The organism is Methanoregula boonei 6A8 (assembly GCF_000017625.1).
Classification (GTDB): domain Archaea; phylum Halobacteriota; class Methanomicrobia; order Methanomicrobiales; family Methanospirillaceae; genus Methanoregula; species Methanoregula boonei.
In genome coordinates this window covers 1986041-2004102 of the sequence record NC_009712.1, presented here as the reverse complement: position 1 = coordinate 2004102, position 18062 = coordinate 1986041, and the positions used below count along the sequence as shown (strand labels likewise).

Genomic DNA, 18062 nt, shown 5'->3' with positions numbered 1-18062 from the left:
ATTATGACATACAGCGAATAATGCATCACTGGAGCCATGGGCATGTTAAAAGACAAGATTGCGGCATTTATTGAAAAAATCCGGGCTGTCGACGGGGTAACCTCATGCGCCCTCGTATCGCGCGACGGCATTATTGCCGGGAAATATTTTGACCGTGATCTCAACGAACCCTGGTTTGGTGCACTCGCTGCCACTATCCTTGCTTCATCAGAATCTGCGGGGAACCTCGTTGGCATGAAATCTCTTGGGACAGTCTCTGTATTGGGGGCTGACTCATCCATGCTTATCATGGGTGCCGGTGATCATTTCCTTATCGCAGCGCTCCTGAAGGGTGATGCACAAAAGGAAGAAACAAGCTCCCAGATCCATGCCGTTGCCGCAGAGATCGGGCAGGTGATGTAATGTACACAATTCTTGTGGTAGATGACAGTCCCTTTATCGTTGATGTTTTTGTCACGATGCTTGAACGGGGGGGATACCGCACCGTGGCTGCATATGGCGGCGAGGAGTGTTTGGGAATCCTCAAGACCGTGACCCCGGATCTCATCCTTCTGGATATCATGATGGAACCGATGGACGGGTGGGAGACCTTAGAAAAGATCAAGGAAAACCCGGCCACAAAAGATATTCCGGTGCTGATGCTCACGGCAAAACAGCTGACTCCGACAGAAGCGGAGGAGTATGGAATCTTCATCGAAGATTATGTACTCAAACCCATCACCCATCGTGAGCTCTATGATGCCATTGAGCATGTACTTGGCCGGCGCCAGACGATCAGGTCCGATATGGACCGGGCCCGGCAGTCCGGGGTCGATTTCGATGTTGTGAACGAATACGCCCTGCTCTCAAAGAGCATTGATGTGAACAAACGGTTAATGAAGATTCTCGAAACGACCTACAATTTCAATGACTCAAAAGTCCGGATCAGCGATGACATCTCTCGTGCCCTCAAAAATATGGACACCAATATCAAGTTCCAGGAAGCACGGCTCCAGCAGATCAAAGGAGAACTGGCCGGAAGAATCCAGTAAGAATACCGTTTTTTTAAAAAAAAAACGGGATCTCTTATCCTCCTCCGAAAAACAGCGATCGTTAAGAATGAATAGGATGGCACTGAAGTCCTGCGCTCGCAGATATATAATTCATCCTGCCTGCCAATCCCCGGATATTGGAGAACTCAGATGGACGCTACTATCCTGATTGTGGATGACAGCCCGTTCATTGTCGATGGTCTTGCAGCGATCCTTACGCGGAAGGGCTACACCCCGCTATCCGCTAATGGCGGGGATGACTGTCTTTCCGTTCTTAAGACCGTGACCCCGGATCTTATACTGCTGGATATCATGATGGAACCGATGGACGGGTGGGAGACACTGGAAAAGATCCGTGAGAATCCGGTGACAAAAGATATTCCTGTGCTGATGTTCTCGGCAAAAAAAATTACGCCCGATGAGGCCCGGGAGCACAGCATGAACATCGACGATTTTGTCTCAAAACCCGTCAGCCCGGCGCAGCTTCTAGAATCGATCCAGCGGATCTTCTCTCGGAGAAATGATGTGCTGCTTGCGCGCCTTGCGGCACAGGACAAAGGGATGGATACCACAATCATAGATGAATATGCCCTTCTCCGCAAGAATGTCGAAGTTAACCGGAACCTCCTTTCAGTTCTCCGTGCAGCAAGCGGGATCGATCTGCCGGGACGTGAAGTCTCGCGCGAGGACAGGGATGCAATCCGGAACCTCGAGGACAAAGTGTATGCCGAGGAGCGAAGGCTGCGAGAAATTCATGATCTGGTTGAAAAGGTGCAACCCCCTGTTCTGGAAACAAAAAAACCGGAAGGGCTCTGAAGGAACATTTAAATAAGTTTCTAACATTGTTATAATGCTGTACATCTTACTTTCCAGGGTTCGTAGCTCAGTTCGGTAGAGCGCCTGGCTTTTAACCAGGTGGTCGGGGGTTCAAATCCCTCCGGGCCCGTTACCACGACCAATCGTGGATCTTTTGCGGTGATGCATCTGAGAGGCAATCGTTTCAATGTTAAGGGGGTTTTTCCTTGAGCACCAAACTGAATGTGTTGAGCCACGTAATGGTGCCGGATCACCAGCTCATGAGTGAAGAGGAGGTATCTGCCCTGCTCTCCCGCTACCATATTACTACCGAACAATTACCAAAAATCTATCACGACGATCCTGCAGTAAAAGCGATCGATGCGAAAGTCGACGACGTCATCCGGATCATCCGGAAGAGTCATACCGCCGGCAGAGCCGAGGCGTACCGACTTGTTATCAGGAGACCCAAAAAATAAAGGCCGGGGATGGTCTATCTGATCGACAGAAGCGTTTTATCTAGGGCATACTTTGCACGGGAGCATGTTGCGCGCCACCAGCTTGACTCCTTTAACTATTTCCTGACAGAAAATCTTCAGAAAGTGGTCAATGAACAGAAGATTATCGAAACCGATATCGAGAACCGGGGCCGGAATAACGACCCGGTCTGGGTCGAGCTCGGCAATATTGAGGTAAAAAAACCGCTCGTGCGCGAGGCCGATGGTTCGCAGGGTGAACTGTACCCGAGCGAAGCTCGCCTGCGCAACCTCACCTACGCAGCACCAATTCAGCTCGGGCTTACGCTCGTACACGGAGAGGATCGCCAGGAGCCGATCGTCACGACCATCGGGCAGCTGCCGATCATGGTTGGTTCGGTTGCCTGCAATCTGTATGGTATGAGCGATGAGGAACGCGTTTCCCATGGGGAAGATGCGTTTGACCCGGGCGCGTATTTCATCGTCAACGGCACTGAGCGCGTGCTCATGACCTTAGAGGATCTTGCCTCCAACAAGATCATGACCGAGTTCACCGAGCGGTATAACGAGCGGATCTATGTGGCCAAGGTGTTCTCGCAGTTCCGCGGCTACCGTGCGCTCGTTGTTGTCGAACGCAACAAGAAGAATCTGCTTGAGGTCTCGTTCCCCTCGGTTGCAGGCCACCTCAAGTTCGTGGACCTGATGCGGGCCCTGGGCATGACCAATGATCAAGAAGTCGTGAATGCGGTCTCGACTGATGAGGACATCCTCACCTTCATGATGCAGAACCTCGAAGAAAGCGAGTGCGACTCGGTTGAGGGCGGCGTCATGTACGTAGGAAAAAAGCTTGCCCCCAACCAGACCAAGGACTACCAGAAGAAGCGCGCCGAGTTTGTGCTGGACAATTACCTGCTTCCCCACCTCAACTATGCGCTGCCTACTACCCTCAAGGAGGGTGATGAGGGCTATGATGAGGCTGTTGCCTCGGTCCGACTCGCAAAGGCGCACTTCCTTGGCCGCATGGCAGAGGCCTGCTTCGACCTTGTGCTGAACAAGCGCCGGATCGATGACAAGGATCATTACTCCAACAAGAGGCTCAAGCTCGCAGGCGACCTTATGGAGGATCTCTTCCGTATCTCGCTCAACCGCTTGACCCGGGATATCAAGTATCAGCTTGAACGGGCAAGTATGCGGCATCGCGACCTCTCGATTGCCACTGCAGTCAGGGCCGATGTGCTCACCGAACGCCTGCTTCACCCTCTTGCAACCGGTAACTGGGTGGGTGGGAGGACTGGTGTCTCCCAGCTTCTGGATCGGGTAGACCACATGGCAGTTCTCTCGCACCTGCGCCGTGTCATCTCTCCTCTCTCGCGCTCGCAGCCTCATTTCGAGGCCCGTGATCTGCACCCGACCCAATGGGGCCGGATCTGCCCAAGTGAGACACCAGAAGGGCCGAATTGTGGTCTGGTAAAGAACTTCGCGCAGATGGTGGAGATCAGCAAAGGAGTCAATGACGAAGAGGAGATCATGCGCATCCTGCATTCACTCAATGTCGAGCACATTCGGGGTGAAGTCAGATGAAGAAATCACGCGTATTTGTTGATGGTGCCTTAATCGGCCTTGTCGATGACCCAAAGGGCCTTGTGGAGAATATCCGTTCCATGCGCCGGCAGGGCGCCATATCCTCCGAGGTCAATGTCTCGTTCAAGGAATTCAACGGCGATGTGATCCTTCTCACCGACCGCGGCCGCGCCCGCCGACCCCTGATCGTATTAAAGGACGGCAAGAGCCTGATCTCTGAAGACGATATTAAGAAACTTGCCAAGCGTGAGATCGATTTCTCCTCATTCGTACAGCGGGGCCTCATCGAGTTCGTGGATGCCGAGGAAGAAGAAGATCTCCTCATTGCCATGAATCCCGCCGATATTACGCCGGCGCACACCCACCTGGAGATTGACCCCTCGCTTATCCTTGGGATCGGTGCGGCGCATGTCCCGTTCCCGGAGCACAATGCAAGTCCGCGTGTCACAATGGGAGCAGGGATGGTCAAGCAGGCGCTGGGGTTTGCCGCGGCAAACATGAAGCTCCGGCCGGATACCCGTGGCCACATGCTTCACTATGTGCAGAAACCGCTCACCCACACCCAGACCTCCGAATTGATTGGATCAGACGACCGGCCTGCCGGGCAGAACTTTGTGGTTGCCATCCTCTCGTACGAAGGTTACAACATTGAAGATGCGCTTATCTTCAACAAGGCCTCGATTGACCGTGGCCTGGGCCGTTCGCACTTCTTCAGGACCTATGAAGGTGAAGAACGCCGGTACCCCGGTGGCCAGATTGACCGCATCGAAGTCCCAGATGAAGATGTGAGCGGTGCCCACGGTGCCGAATCCTATAAGAATCTGGATGAGGATGGCGTGATCAATCCCGAAACGATCGTTGCCGAAAAGGATGTCCTGATCGGTAAGACTTCGCCGCCCCGGTTCCTTGAAGAGCCCTCCGGAGAACTTATCGCGGTGGAGAAGCGCCGCGACACCTCGGTCACGATGCGCAGCAACGAGCACGGCATCGTGGACACGGTTATTATCACTGAGGGTGAGAACAGTTCACGCCTCGTGAAGGTGCGGACCCGTGACCTCCGTGTCCCAGAGATCGGCGACAAGTTTGCATCCCGACACGGACAGAAAGGGGTTATCGGGCTTATTGTCAACCAGGAAGACATGCCCTTTACCGAAAGTGGTCTCTCTCCCGATCTCGTGATCAATCCCCATGCAATCCCGAGTCGTATGACCATCGGGCACATGCTCGAGATGATCGGTGGTAAGGTCGGGTCACTCGAAGGCCGAAGAATCAATGCCACCGCATTTGGAGGCGAGAGCGAGGCTGACCTCCGTGCCTCTCTCAGAAAACTCGGCTACTCTCATACCGGCCGAGAAGTGATGTATGACGGGTATACCGGAAAATCTTTTAAGGCCGATATCTACATCGGCGTAATTTACTACCAGAAGTTGTACCACATGGTCAGCTCCAAGATGCACGCCCGGTCCCGCGGGCCGGTGCAGGTGCTTACCCGGCAGCCCACCGAGGGCCGTGCCCGTGAAGGAGGTCTCCGGTTCGGTGAGATGGAGCGTGATGTCATGATCGGCCACGGTGCCGCTATGGCATTAAAGGAGCGTCTGCTTGACGAATCAGACAAGGTGCAGGAGTATGTCTGTGCCCACTGTGGAATGGTGGCAATGCTTGACCGCAAGCGCAACATGACCCGCTGCCTGGCCTGCGGCAACGAGACTGACATTTACCCGGTCGAGATGAGCTACGCATTCAAGCTCCTGCTGGATGAGATGAAGAGCATGGGAATAGCACCCCGCCTGAGATTAGAGGATGTAGTATAAGGAGGTGCCATACAGTCATGCCAAGCCCAAAGAGAATTGGAAAAATCGAGTTCGGCCTGCTCTCCCCAAAGGAGATCCGGGAAATGAGTGTCAGGAAGATTATCTGGGCAGATACCTACGATGATGATGGTTTCCCGTATCCGCAGGGGCTCATGGACCTCAACCTCGGGGTTATCGACCCGGGGCTCCGGTGCAAGACCTGCGACCAGAAGGCCAGCGATTGCCCGGGGCATTTCGGGCACATCGAGCTCGCCAAACCGGTCATCCATGTAGGCTACACGCGCTTGATCAGAAAACTCCTCCGTGTCACCTGCCGGTCCTGTGGCCGCCTGCTTCTCTCCCCTGATGAAGTCGAGAAGGTAGTCGGGACGGACGAGGACCTCACCGGAGACCAGATCTCGGAGAAGGACGTGAAAAAAGAGCGCGTCTGCCCCCACTGCGGCGAACAGCAGCTCAAGATCAACTTCGAGAAGCCCACAACCTTCTCCGAAGTGATGATCGAGGATGGCAAGAAAGTCGAGCACAAGCTCACACCCGCGGATATACGGGCGCGCCTCGAAAAGATCCCAGATGAGGATCTCATACCGCTTGGGATCAACCCCCGGGTGGCCCGCCCGGAATGGACTATCCTCACGGTGCTCCCGGTGCCCCCGGTTACGATGCGCCCCTCCATTATCCTTGAGAATGGGCAGCGATCGGAAGACGACCTCACCCACAAGCTCGTGGATATTATCCGTATCAACCAGCGTTTCAAGGAGAACCAGGACGCCGGTGCACCCCAGCTGATTATTGAGGATCTCTGGGAACTGCTTCAGTACCATGTCACTACCTACCTTGACAACGAAGTTGCCGGTTGCCCACCGGCACGGCACAGGAGCGGTCGGCCCTTAAAGACCCTGTCCCAGCGGCTCAAGGGGAAAGACGGGCGGTTCCGTGGCTCGCTTTCGGGTAAGCGTGTGAACTTCTCAAGCCGTACCGTTATCTCGCCCGATCCCAATCTCTCGGTGACGGAAGTAGGCGTTCCGCGTGCGGTTGCAAACGAAATGACGATCCCCGTCAGGGTCACACCCTATAATCTCGAGGAACTCAAGCAGATTGTCAGGAACGGCCCGATCCGTTCCAGTGTCAATGCTCCCTGCGGCGCAAACTATGTCATTCGTCCGGACAATCGCCGTCTCCGTCTGGGTGCAGATAATCTGGATACTGTCGCCGACATGATTGAAACCGGCTGGACGGTTGAACGCCAGCTCCGCGACGGCGACATTGTCCTCTTCAACCGGCAGCCCTCACTGCACCGCATGAGTATTATGGCCCACCGGATCAAGGTTATGGAAGGCAGGACCTTCCGGCTTAACCCGGCTGTCTGCCCGCCCTACAACGCCGACTTTGATGGCGATGAGATGAACCTCCATGTTCCCCAGACTGAGGAAGCCCGGGCAGAGGCATCGATTCTCTGCTCCGTTCAGGAGAATATCCTCTCTCCCCGGTTTGGCGGTCCGATCATTGGCGGTATCCACGACCACATATCCGGCATCTTCATGCTGACCCATGACATGCGCTGGTTCACCAAAGAAGAGGCGCTCTATCTTTTAAAGCCTGTCAGGGTCGATCACATGCCCCCGCCCGGTAAGACCGAGAATGGGATCGAATACTGGAGCAACAAGCAGGTATTCTCGCAAATCCTGCCGACAGCGCTCAACATGGTCTTCCATGCCAGCTCCTGCCAGAACTGTGACACCTGCAAAAAGGAGCTCTGCGAGCGTGACGCTTATGTCCGCATTATGGGGGGCCGGCTTGAATCCGGTACCATCGATAAGAAAGCAATCGGTGCATTTGACGGCCAGATCGTTAACCGGATCATTCGCCAGTACGGCATGAAGCGGGCGACTGAGTTTATTGATCAGGTTACGAAGCTTTCTATCCGTGGAATTATGATAGACGGTTTCTCGTTCGGTATCGATGACGAAGATCTCTCCAAGACCGAGTACGGCCAGATCGACGATGTTCTGAATACTGCCGCACTTGATGTCTCCCGCAGGATTAAGATCTACGAGGACGGCCAGCTCGAACCGATGCCCGGGCGTACTGTCGAGGAAACCCTCGAGATGCAGATTATGCAGGTGCTTGGGAAAGCTCGTGACCAGACCGGTCAGATTGCGGGCCGACACCTTGGTCTTGGGAACAGTGCCGTGGTAATGGCGGTCTCAGGCGCCCGTGGTTCGATGCTGAACCTGACCCAGATGGCTGGTTGTATCGGCCAGCAGTCTGTCCGTGGTGAGCGTATCGTCCGTGGGTATGATGACCGTACCCTCCCGCACTTTAAAAGAGGTGACCGGGGTGCTGATGCACACGGATTTATCGCGCACAGCTACAAGGGTGGCTTAAATCCGACCGAGTTCTTCTTCCATGCTATCGGTGGCCGTGAAGGTCTCGTGGATACAGCCGTTCGTACGTCCCAGAGCGGGTACCTCCAGCGGCGTATGATTAACGCACTTCAGGATCTCAAGGTCGCGTACGACGGTACTGTCAGAACGACCGGCGGCAGGATCATCCAGTTCCAGTACGGAGAGGACAGCACCGACCCCACGAAGAGCGCTTTTGGCGACCCGGTGGATGTCAAAGGCATTGTTGAAGCCGTGCTCAAGGAGGAAGTCTGATCATGGTTGCCGATAAGTACGACAAGAAGATCGAGGCAGCCGGTCTCCCGCAGAAAACAAAGGACCAGTTGCGTACCTTCCTGGAGGGCAAGGAGATCACCGACGCCCAGTTCAAGGAAATTCTGGAACGGGTTGAAAAAGAGTACCAATCGACCCGGATCGAGGCCTGCGAAGCGGTGGGAGTGATCGCCGCACAGTCGATCGGAGAACCGGGCACCCAGATGACGATGCGTACGTTCCACTACGCAGGTGTCGCAGAAATCAACGTTACCCTTGGCCTCCCCCGCCTCATCGAGATCATGGATGCACGAAAAGAGCCCAGCACCCCGACAATGACCGTGTACCTCGAAACCGAGTACGGTATTGACCGGGACCGGGCCCGTGAGGTCAGCTGGCAGATTGAGGCCGCACCGCTTCACGAGTTCGGTGACATCACTACCGACATGGAGAATATGCAGGTAGTGGTTCACCTCAATGTTAAGGTCTGCGAGAAACGCAAGATCTCCCCTTCGGAGATCATGGAAGTGGCGCCCAAGAAGATCCGCGACCGCCGTCACTACCGTGACTTTGAGCATGATGTTGACGAAGCAAACGCAACCCTCATTTTCACGCCCAAAGACCGGGAGAGCTACCAGAACCTTTTCCAGCTGGCCGAGCACGTCAGGAACGTGATTGTGCAGGGCATTGATGATATCCTTCGTGTCGTCGTGAGAAAGGAGGCCGGGGAGTATATACTTTATACTGAGGGATCCAACCTAAAAGATGTCTTTGACGTTGCCGGTGTGGACACCACAAGAACCCGCACCAACAACATCAGTGAGATCGCCCAGGTACTTGGTATCGAAGCGGCAAGAAATGCGATCATCCACGAGGCCCAGTCGACTTTGAACGAACAGGGGATCCTCGTAGATGTCCGTCACATCATGCTTGTTTCTGACATGATGTGCATGGAAGGCGAGGTCAAGCAGATCGGCCGTCACGGTATTGCCGGTGAGAAGGAGAGCGTGCTCTCCCGTGCCGCATTCGAGGTGACCGTCAACCACCTGCTCGATGCTGCCGTTGCAAACGAAACCGATGAACTGAGCGGCGTCACCGAGAACGTTATCGTTGGCCAGCCGATCCAGCTGGGCACCGGCGATGTAAAGCTCGTGGCCGTCAAACAGCGAGAGAATTAAAGACCAGGTAAAAAACCAAAAACCACCCTTTAGAAGGAGAATTGCAGATGGATTTTAATGCTTCATTAAGAAGAGCAATCAAGACCGGAGATGTCATTCTCGGTCAGAACAACACAGAAAAATGCATAAAAGAGGGCAAGGCCCAGATGGTTGTCATCGCGGCAAACTGCCCGGAGAACTTTAGAAGCCAGCTTGGCTCGTACGAGAACCTCTTTATCCACACGTTCGAAGGCTCGAGCGTGGCGTTGGGCAAGGCCTGCGGTAAACCGTTCATGGTGAGCACGCTTGCGATTGTCAGCCCCGGCGAGTCAGACATTCTCTCCTTAAAGAGGACGGCATGATATGGTCGAAGTCAAACTGACCGAAGACTGCATGCGCCTGATCTCCCAGTTCGAGTCGCTGACCGGTGCGGGAAGCCGCGACTGCGTTATCGATGACCGGAATGAGAGGCTGATCTTTGTCGTCAACCCCGGGGATATGGGGCTTGCGATCGGAAAGAAAGGCGCATCCATCAAGAAGGCGTCCGAGGCAATGGGCAAGAAGATCGAAGTTGTGGAGTACAACAGTAACTCTGAGCAGTTCCTCAAGAACTGTTTCCTGCCTGCACAGGTAACAAGTATTGTCTTTTCCGGGGAGCCCGATGCACAATCGGCAACTGTCGAAGTCCGCGATGAGGACCGGGGTATTGCGATAGGCAAGGACGGTAAGAATATCTTCAAGGCAAAGAAACTGGCCCTGCGACAGCACAACATCGTGGATGTGCAGATCCTCCAGAAGCCGGTAGACGATGCACCGGCCCAAGAGTAATACATCTTACCTCTTCTTTTTATCCCGTCTTTTGTTTAACAGATCATCTTACGGTATTCAATCGAGCAGGAGCAGTCCCCCTCATAAGAAGTGTATAAAAAGGAGAACGGGCTTGGAGGGATTTGAACCCCCGACATCCGGGTTAGAAGCCCGGCGCTATGTCCAAGCTAAGCCACAAGCCCAAATAACGCCTCCTATATTCGTTTTCCGGGCTAATTAATCTGTGTTCCCAATCGGGAGACCAGGTTTCGCACGCAGGACGGATCATTATGCATTACAAGAATAAGATGATGTAGTCCTGCCCGGGGCACTCAGCCGGCATGGTAACATGATGATTTTAGCACTTCCACAAATGTCGGGGCGCAGAGCTTTTCGCGGAAGACTTCCCGAACCGTGGACGAGAAGCAGTACTTCACCTGCACCCGGGCTGACATCCGCTCCCGTTCCTCGTAATAGATTCCTTGTGCATATTCCACGACCCGCTTCATGGAGATAGATGAGGAGAGAACTTCGACGCAGATTCCTGCATCCCCGGGTCCCAGGTCCTCGGCATCAATGGAGGTCAGGAAGATATGGGCTTCGGGTCCGGCATCGATATTTGCGATAGTAATGATATTCTGTGTGCTCTGGAATTCGAGTGTTCGGGGCCGTCCGGCCCGGAGATCCCGGATAAGATCGGGCGAAATTCCGGTTAATGCTGCGCATTTCATAACAGGTCACCCGTACATTGGCAGATCTTTTTTGGGCGAGGTATCTGCGGACTGCTGGACCTCTTCTGAGATCCGGTGCATACTCTGCTCAATTTCCTCGGCCTGCTCAAGGAGTGGCTTGATATCGAGGCCCAGATTGTACATCTTGTTGAGTACCTCGATAGTTGCTGCAGAGGATCGCGGGTCGGGCGCATTTACCGTTTCGCCCAAGAGGCCGTACCCCGGGATATTCCGGATCTTGCATCCCGTGAGAATACTCGAAGCGATCCCCGAAATACTCCCGATTGGGAGGACGAGGGTGTGATCCTGGATCCGGGTGAGTGCTTCGGGAGTCGTTGCAACGCCAAAGACCCGTTTTTCCGACTCGTTGGTGACTATCCCGGCAATCGTGAGCACCTCCTTAGGCTTTAAGGGGGCAAGCCAGTCGAGAATACCTGTCGAGATCTCGTAGCAGATCATAGGGTGAATAGGGATATCGGCCACGATAGCAGCAATATCGTTTTTCATGTACAACCGTACGGGATCGTTGACAACGCCTTTGTTCATCATGGCGAGAGGAGGGAAGTACCGGGAGGTCATCGTGCCGACCAGATCGAATTCGAGCTGATCGACCATGTACTGGAGGGCGATTGTGCCCACAAGGCCGCTCCCGGGGAATCCCATCAGAACCGCAGCGCCCTCGCCCGGTGGGGGGTTGGCAAATATCATGAGGTCGTGAGAAGATTCGGGTGTCATTAAGTTAACATACACGCAGTACCTAAAAAAGTAGTATGCAGGAGTACCCCATCAAGCGAGGCCTCACAAAAGATCTCGAACAGCGCGTTTTCACGGAGCTCAGGAACTGCTTTGGAATTGAGCCGGAGAAGTCCGGGAGCACGTACCGGATCCGGTTCGGTGCCTTAAAAAAACTGGAAGCAACGATCGGCGCCGGGGGAAAGACTCTCCGGGTGGACACTGAATCCGACATCTCGGCAAGCGATGAGGTGATTATCGACACGAACAAGCGATTCAGGAAATTCCTTGATGCGGCCACAGGTTTTTCCACCAAGGAACGGGTAAAGCGGGCAAAGAGCGTAGAAGGGGAATAACGCTCTCCTCTCCGATCTTGTTTTTCCCCCGTCTTCTCTGCGTATTCATTACCGGTAACCGGTGCCCGATGGTCTTGTTTGTCTGTGATCACTGCGGGAAGTGCTGTACCAGCCTTGGCAGATATATCCGGATTGAGCGGCAGCTTTCAGACATGGACTATTATTGCAGGAACACGATCACGGGGGAGATCTCTCCCGTTCATGTGGCGCCGGAGTTCGCGGAGGAGATTGATGAGGACTTCACCACGGGTTCCGCCGGCTCCCGCCCGGGTTGCATCTTCCTGCGCCGCAATCCACATGGCCCCGGGCAGGTCTGTGCAATCTATTCCACCCGGCCCCAGATATGCCGGGAGTTCCGGTGCTATCATATGATTATCTACAATTCGAAGGGTGAGCCAGCAGGCCGGATGGTCGGGCGGGCGGATATCCAGACTGCTGATCCTGTGCTCACCACGATATGGAATGATGAGGTTAAACCCTTGCCCTGCCCGGCAACACACTGTGGCGATCCCACGTGGGTAAATAGTGTTTGTGCGATTCTTGCCGGACACGGGTACCGGGGGGAGACGGTTAAGGGTGGATATGCGTGATAACACAACGGTCGATCTCTTTCCGATACGGGGGCCTCACACATCCGGGCGGTGCAGGTCGTCAGCGATCTCTCCGAAATATAAGAGAATGAACCCGCCCACCCTGCAAAACAAGGAACCATCGCATCCCTCGCGAGGAGGCCCCCCTCATTCCGCCCGCAGCCACACCTTGTGGAAGGGGGGCGATGGCGGAGAAGGGTGGTGGTCGGTCTCTCTCATCGACTCCAGAGTGTACCTGTTTCAGGCGTATTTTTCTGTAAAAAAGAATCAAAAAAGAATACTTACTCGATTACAATTGCCGGCTTGAATGGCAGAGCGGTTGCCCCCTTGGCATGACCGCTTGACTCCGCATCCATGATGTGAACTGGCACGCCGAGTTCGTGTTCGAGGAAAGCCTGGGCCGCCTCAAAGACTGCCCGCTCGTTGATTGATTCCTGCGCAAGAGACGTAACCACGTGCGGGGGCAGGCGGTGGATGAGTGTGGTGCACTGTTTTGCAGCGTCGGTGGCTTCTTTGCCCCGCCTCTTCATGCTCTCGTCCTTCATGATCTCCTTGAGCACGGTGTTGCGGTCGCTGGACTTTGCGATGGTCTTAAAAACCTCATGCTTCCATGCAGGTGCGAGCACGATACTGAGGGACTTGGGTGTGATCTGGATGAGTTTTTTGATCGACTCAATGTCCTCCACGGTCCGGGCAAGGAGCTCTTCTGCGAGCTCGATTCTTGTGTTGACCAGTTTTTCATCTGCGACCGGCCATTCAGCAAAGGAGACAAGATCCTTGTTGCCCAACTCTTTCCATAGGTGCTCGGCAGTGAACGGGATAAAGGGTGAAAGGAGCCGTGTCCAGGCCGAACAGAGGTTGGCCAGTTCCCTGCTGCCATCGCAATTCGCGGGCAGCCGGCGGCGGTACCATTTCATGTCGGTCTCGATGCCGAATGATGCTTCCTGGAGCGCCTGCCGGGTCTGGAAGTTCTCAAGGGCCGCTGTTGCTTTTGCAATGTGCTCCTGGAGCCGGCTGATCAGCCAGCGATCGATGTCCTGGGGCTCGCCACCGGTGTCCTTGATCTCCATGATCGTAGAGTAGACCCGTTCGATTTGCTTTTTGGTGGAGAGAACGAGCTCGTTTCTCCAGTCGAAATCCTGCCAGGGTTCGGCACTGCCGGTCAAAAACATCCTGACCGTGTCGGCCCCGAACTCGCTTACGGCATCTTCGAGCAAGAAGACATTCCCCTTCGAGGATGACATCTTCGCACCATTCAACAGGCCCATGCCGAAGACCACCATGCCTTTGGGGAGCTTGTCCTTGGGGAAGATGGTCACATGATGGAAAATCTGGAAGGTGAGGTGGTTGCTGATGAGGTCCTTTGCCGAGAACCGGTAGTCGTACGGGTACCAGTACAGGAATTCCTCCCTCATCGCGTCCAGTTTTTTCTTCTCGGGAAGGTCGGGGGACTTCTTCCCGAGGAAGATGTAATCAAAGACCGCCGGGGTAAGAAGTTTGGGATCGAGCTCACGGATCTTGTGGGCGATCGTGTAGTATGCCATGTACACGGTTGAATCGGAGAGTGGCTCGATCAGCTGGGCCGGGTCCCACGGGAACCGGGTACCAAGGCCAACGCGCCGGGTGCAGGCCCAGTCCTTGAGCCAGCCGACAGTACGGTCAAACTCGGCCCTGACCTCGGGTGGGACAAGCGCCATATCGTTGATATGGGTACCCGCCTGCTCCTTCCATACGGGATCGCTGTACTTCAGGAACCACTGATCGTGGAGGATCTTGACCCTGACTTTGTTGCCGCACCGGCAGATCACGGGGCGGGTATCGAACTCGTACATCACGACCGAGCCGTACTTTTCGCACATCTCCTGAGCGACCTCGTCGCGAGCCACCCGGACCGGCTTTCCGCCGTATTTCTCGAAAAGTTTTCCCTTCGAAAATTCCGCAGAATAGATCTCCTGAGTGAGGGTATCCATCCGGCTGTCCATCTGGTGTTTGATCCCTGCCCGCTCAACTGCATCCTGGGCAGGGACTTCACCGTAACCCTCGACTTTGATCAGCGGGACCGGCTTGATCGTGGTGTATTTGCCCTGCTGCTGGAGGTCGCGGAGCGCGATATAGTCAAATGGTGCATGGGCGGGAACGCTCATGACCATACCGGTTGCCATGTCGGGATCCACGAAATCGGCCGGGAGGATCGGAACCGTGCCGCAGAGAGGGTGGGTGACGGTCTTGTCGATGAGATCCTTTCCGGGAATCTCATTCTCGATCTCGACGGTGTGGTCCTGAAGTGAGAGTTTTTCTGCTGCTTCTTTTGAGACAATCCACGGTTTGCCATCGATGATTGCACGGACGTAGGTCACGTTCGGGTTGGCCCAGAGGTTGGTGACCCCGTGGATGGTCTCGGGGCGGAGGGTGGCGGTGGGGATGAGGGCATCGCCATAGTGGAACATGACGAGCGTGAATTTGATCACCTCTGCCTTGTCCCCTTCGAGCAGGTCGTGGTCCCCGACCGGATTCTCATCCACTGTGCAGTACCGGACCGGGTGGACCCCTTTCATTACGTGGCCGGCCTCGTACAGGTGCTTCCACTGCCACTCGACGAATTTGCTGTAGGTCGGGTCGACCGTGATGAAGCGCCGGCGCCAGTCTATCGAAAGGCCGCAGGAGGTCATCACGCGCTGGTACTCTGCCGCAAAGTGCTTGACAATGGTCAGCGGGTCGGTAAACTCCGCGAGCACGTTTTGCGGGACTTTATAGAGGTCGCGGTACAGATGGATTGTCTTTGGGTCGTTTCGTGCAATCCTTTTCGAGATCCCGACTACCGGTGCGCCCGTGACGTGGAATGCCATGGGGAAGAGCACCTGTTTTCCCCGCATCCGCCAGAACCGTGCGATAACATCGGGAGCGATATAGGTACGCCCATGACCGACGTGCATTGCGCCGCTCGGGTACGGGAATGCGACCGTTATGTAAAACTTCTCGCGGTCCGAGGGGTTGGACTCGAACGCCCGCGCCCACCGCTCGTGTGCTTCCTTCTCGAATGTGCCCAGATCAAATTCGCTCAAAACCCTTCACCTTCCCTCTCATTATGGGTGGTAGTGCGTTTTATTCCTCCGGTCAGACCGGCCGCAGCCTGATGGTCTCGCTATTCTGATAGCGCCGGAGCATCTCCTGCGCGATGCTTGAGTTCTTGGCAAGGCTGATCTCGCCGGTCTCGTTTACTGTGGCGGTGAAAAGGTACTCCTTGCCGGCAAAGACGTCAACGATCTTGCCGCTCTGGTCCGGGGCGATGATCACCAGCTGCTTCTTGTCGGTCTGGATCTTGATCCCACCGCCCAGTGAGATCTCACCCTCGGGTTTTGCAGATGCCTGCTGGGTGTGCTGGCGTTCAAGGTCGGAGCGGGGCTTGATGTCGATCCCGATTCCGATCTTGTTTACGATGGCAGACACATTCTTGCCACCCTTGCCGATCGCTGCCGGAACATCCTTATCGTCAATGTAAACTACGGCCTTGGTGTCGCTGATCATCTCAACTTCTACCTCACCGTCAGTGTACCGTCCGATCTCGCGCTGGATCTCCTTCTCGTTAACCTTCCAGCCGGGTCGATCTTCGGCCTGCGGTGCCCGGGGGGTTGCGTCGGGAATGGAGGCTAGGGAACTCCCGGGTCTGCTGACCGGAGGAATTGGCTGGGCGTTCTGGACCGTGGCTGCTTTTGCCGTCGGCGCAGCGGGAGCAGCCGGGACGCCGGGGACGACCGGCATCACTATCGTCTGGCCATCGTACCGGAAAATATCGAGCACGAGGCTGCCGGTCTCAAGATCAGTAACTGTGGTAACCGGCCGGATGTGCATCTCGCTTCCCATGCCCTCGGGCACCTTGATGGTAAACCCTACCTCGTAGATTTTTGTAACCACGCCCTTTTCCAAAAAGACAATCGTGTTGAGGATCTGCGAGAGGACGGAGAAGTCCTCGCGATCAGAGAAGCGCTGGAGCGCGTCCTGGACGCTGTTTGCGTGGATCACGCCAACCATGCCCAGTCCCGCAAGCCGCATGTCGGCAAAGACCGAAAAGTCCTCGTTCTTGCGCAGCTCGTCGAAGATGACAAAGTCCGGACGGACAAGGAGGAGGACATCGGCAGTGTTGGACATGCTCCCGTCAAGGGTGGTGTACTGCGTGATCTGGTCGGGCACCTGGAGCTCGCGGGGTGCTTCCATAGTCTTGACCACGTAGCCGTTGTCAGACAGGAAGATGGCAATGCTCTGGGCAAGCGTGGTCTTTCCTGCGCCGGGAGAACCAGCGATAATGAGGCCCCGGCGGTCCGAAATAATCCTCTTCTTGATGACCTCGGCTTTCGCGTAGTTGTCCAGGGTTACGTCCACGATGGGGCGGACTGCGGTTATCTCCATACCGTCCGAGAAGGGACGACGTGCGATCGCGATGCGCATGGACCCGATCTGGACAACGGTAATCCCGCGCTTCTCGACTTCGATAAACCCGTCGGGATCCCGTTTTGCCCGTTCGAGGATTTCCTGGGCGAGGTTCCGGAGCTCGTACTCGCTTACCGGCTGATCGCGGATTTTGACCAGCTTCATATCGTTTATGGTGCCCTTCTTTGCGCTTGGGGGAACCCGTTCCTTGAGGTATACGGCTATTGTATGCTCATCAAAGAACTGGTCTATCCCGAGCGGGACAAAATCGGTAATTTGGGGTTTTAAGTAGATGACATCGAGCCCTTTTGCACGTGCCACTTCGGCCTGCACGTTGTCGCTGGTGATGAACCGTGCAGCGTTCTCAATCGCGATGCTTCGTATCATCGCGTCGATCTCCCCACCGCTTGCAAGCTTTACCTGTTCGAGCGTGGGGCGGATGCCGGAGAACTTGAGTTCGATGGTTTTTTCCTCGGCCATCCTGCAGAGGGACTGGAGTTCGCCCAAGCCCGAGAACCCGATCTCGCGCCCGTTATTTGCCTGGGCTTCAAGCTCGGCAATGACCGCCTCAGGGACGATTATTGTTGCTCCCTTGTATTCACCGGCCTTTATCATTGAGGTTATGCGCCCGTCAATGAGGACGCTTGTATCTGGTACCAGTATCATAAAATATTCCTCATCCCATATAGTATGGTGTTGTATACTATTCATTCAACGAATGGGTACGTTGATAGGTACTGTTATACGGTGTTGGGGTTTATAAGCGTGAGGGGGACAAAGATCCTTTTTGCTATTTAAATCTGCTTGCTTGGATCTGTTGTGATAAAGTTTTTCCGAGTATATTTCATTGCGCCACGATAATCGTATTTTTTGGTTTTCTCACATCTCTCAAAGAATTATCCGTCATGAAATACAG

At 54.9% G+C, this 18062-nt stretch carries 16 protein-coding genes and 2 tRNA genes; 13 read left to right on the top strand and 5 right to left on the bottom strand.

The genetic code is table 11. The features are described 5' to 3' along the window. The first annotated feature begins 42 nt into the window (after nucleotides 1-42). The 11 genes from MBOO_RS10090 (at nucleotide 43) to MBOO_RS10040 (ending at nucleotide 10333) form a co-directional block, all read left to right on the top strand. Nucleotides 43-402 (top strand): roadblock/LC7 domain-containing protein, encoded by a 360-nt coding sequence (locus MBOO_RS10090; protein WP_012107508.1) that lies wholly within the window; start codon nucleotides 43-45, stop codon nucleotides 400-402. Further along, nucleotides 402-1031, top strand: a complete 630-nt coding sequence (locus MBOO_RS10085; RefSeq protein ID WP_012107507.1) for a response regulator — start codon at nucleotides 402-404, stop codon at nucleotides 1029-1031. Before MBOO_RS10090 ends, MBOO_RS10085 begins: the two co-directional genes overlap by 1 nt. Nucleotides 1032-1181: 150 nt before the next feature. Next, nucleotides 1182-1847 (top strand): response regulator, encoded by a 666-nt coding sequence (locus MBOO_RS10080; RefSeq protein WP_012107506.1) that lies wholly within the window; start codon nucleotides 1182-1184, stop codon nucleotides 1845-1847. Nucleotides 1848-1903: 56 nt separating this feature from the next. Further along, nucleotides 1904-1977, top strand: a tRNA-Lys gene (locus MBOO_RS10075). 76 nt (nucleotides 1978-2053) lie between these two features. Continuing rightward, nucleotides 2054-2305, top strand: coding sequence for a DNA-directed RNA polymerase subunit H (locus MBOO_RS10070; protein ID WP_012107505.1), 252 nt, complete (start codon nucleotides 2054-2056; stop codon nucleotides 2303-2305). 9 nt (nucleotides 2306-2314) lie between these two features. Then, nucleotides 2315-3883, top strand: a complete 1569-nt coding sequence (locus MBOO_RS10065; protein WP_012107504.1) for a DNA-directed RNA polymerase subunit B'' — start codon at nucleotides 2315-2317, stop codon at nucleotides 3881-3883. Next, nucleotides 3880-5694, top strand: coding sequence for a DNA-directed RNA polymerase subunit B (rpoB, locus tag MBOO_RS10060; protein ID WP_012107503.1), 1815 nt, complete (start codon nucleotides 3880-3882; stop codon nucleotides 5692-5694). Before MBOO_RS10065 ends, rpoB begins: the two co-directional genes overlap by 4 nt. A 17-nt stretch (nucleotides 5695-5711) precedes the next feature. Further along, nucleotides 5712-8351, top strand: a complete 2640-nt coding sequence (locus tag MBOO_RS10055) for a DNA-directed RNA polymerase subunit A' (protein WP_012107502.1) — start codon at nucleotides 5712-5714, stop codon at nucleotides 8349-8351. Nucleotides 8352-8353: 2 nt separating this feature from the next. Next, nucleotides 8354-9526, top strand: a complete 1173-nt coding sequence (gene rpoA2 / locus MBOO_RS10050) for a DNA-directed RNA polymerase subunit A'' (RefSeq protein ID WP_012107501.1) — start codon at nucleotides 8354-8356, stop codon at nucleotides 9524-9526. A gap of 47 nt (nucleotides 9527-9573) precedes the next feature. Then, nucleotides 9574-9867 (top strand): 50S ribosomal protein L30e, encoded by a 294-nt coding sequence (locus MBOO_RS10045; RefSeq protein ID WP_012107500.1) that lies wholly within the window; start codon nucleotides 9574-9576, stop codon nucleotides 9865-9867. Between the two features lies 1 nt (nucleotide 9868). After that, nucleotides 9869-10333 (top strand): NusA-like transcription termination signal-binding factor, encoded by a 465-nt coding sequence (locus tag MBOO_RS10040; RefSeq protein WP_012107499.1) that lies wholly within the window; start codon nucleotides 9869-9871, stop codon nucleotides 10331-10333. 107 nt (nucleotides 10334-10440) lie between these two features. Here MBOO_RS10040 and MBOO_RS10035 read toward each other — a convergent pair. From MBOO_RS10035 to MBOO_RS10025, 3 genes are all read right to left on the bottom strand, one after another. After that, nucleotides 10441-10515: transfer RNA gene (locus MBOO_RS10035), tRNA-Arg, on the bottom strand. A gap of 129 nt (nucleotides 10516-10644) precedes the next feature. Next, on the bottom strand, nucleotides 10645-11043 hold the full coding sequence (locus MBOO_RS10030; RefSeq protein WP_012107498.1) for a DUF473 domain-containing protein: 399 nt from the start codon (nucleotides 11041-11043) through the stop codon (nucleotides 10645-10647). 6 nt (nucleotides 11044-11049) lie between these two features. Further along, on the bottom strand, nucleotides 11050-11778 hold the full coding sequence (locus MBOO_RS10025) for a proteasome assembly chaperone family protein (RefSeq protein ID WP_012107497.1): 729 nt from the start codon (nucleotides 11776-11778) through the stop codon (nucleotides 11050-11052). 35 nt (nucleotides 11779-11813) lie between these two features. On the opposite strand from MBOO_RS10025, the gene MBOO_RS10020 reads away from it, so the two are divergent. Beyond that, entirely contained in the window at nucleotides 11814-12131 is a 318-nt protein-coding gene (locus MBOO_RS10020; protein ID WP_012107496.1) for a DUF5611 family protein, read from the top strand. A 68-nt stretch (nucleotides 12132-12199) separates the two neighbouring features. Continuing rightward, nucleotides 12200-12721 (top strand): YkgJ family cysteine cluster protein, encoded by a 522-nt coding sequence (locus tag MBOO_RS10015; RefSeq protein ID WP_048068439.1) that lies wholly within the window; start codon nucleotides 12200-12202, stop codon nucleotides 12719-12721. Between the two features lie 281 nt (nucleotides 12722-13002). Here MBOO_RS10015 and leuS read toward each other — a convergent pair whose 3' ends face one another. Next, a complete protein-coding gene (leuS, locus tag MBOO_RS10010) occupies nucleotides 13003-15783 on the bottom strand; it encodes a leucine--tRNA ligase (RefSeq protein ID WP_012107494.1) in 2781 nt (926 codons plus the stop codon). A gap of 52 nt (nucleotides 15784-15835) precedes the next feature. Then, nucleotides 15836-17812 (bottom strand): PINc/VapC family ATPase, encoded by a 1977-nt coding sequence (locus MBOO_RS10005; protein WP_012107492.1) that lies wholly within the window; start codon nucleotides 17810-17812, stop codon nucleotides 15836-15838. Between the last annotated feature and the right edge of the window lie 250 nt (nucleotides 17813-18062).